Source organism: Paenibacillus xylanexedens (assembly GCF_007676705.1).
Classification (GTDB): domain Bacteria; phylum Bacillota; class Bacilli; order Paenibacillales; family Paenibacillaceae; genus Paenibacillus; species Paenibacillus xylanexedens_C.
The window spans coordinates 1-245 of the sequence record NZ_VEBF01000551.1; the positions used below are offsets into that span (position 1 = coordinate 1).

Consider the following 245-nt stretch of genomic DNA (forward strand, 5'->3'; position numbering starts at 1 on the left):
TTGAAAATTTAGGAAAGGGTTATGATAGATTGGTGGGTGAAGGGGGAGTTAATGTGTGGGGTGGAGAGAAAGAGGGAGTTTGGATTGGAGGAGGAGTGGTAGGTAGAGGAAGAATTGTGATTTTGGAGGATAGGAGGAGTGGGGTGGATGTAGGTAGGGAAGGGAGATTGGTGGATGGAGTGGAAGAATTGTTGTGTACGAGGTTTATGATGAGGGAGAAGATCAGTTGGAGGAGATGGGGGGAT

The 245-nt window shown here is 47.3% G+C and carries 1 pseudogene; it reads left to right on the top strand.

Annotated elements, in window-relative coordinates:
* Positions 1 to 245 (top strand): annotated as a pseudogene (locus tag FS628_RS32325) (ABC transporter ATP-binding protein); the annotation flags it as partial.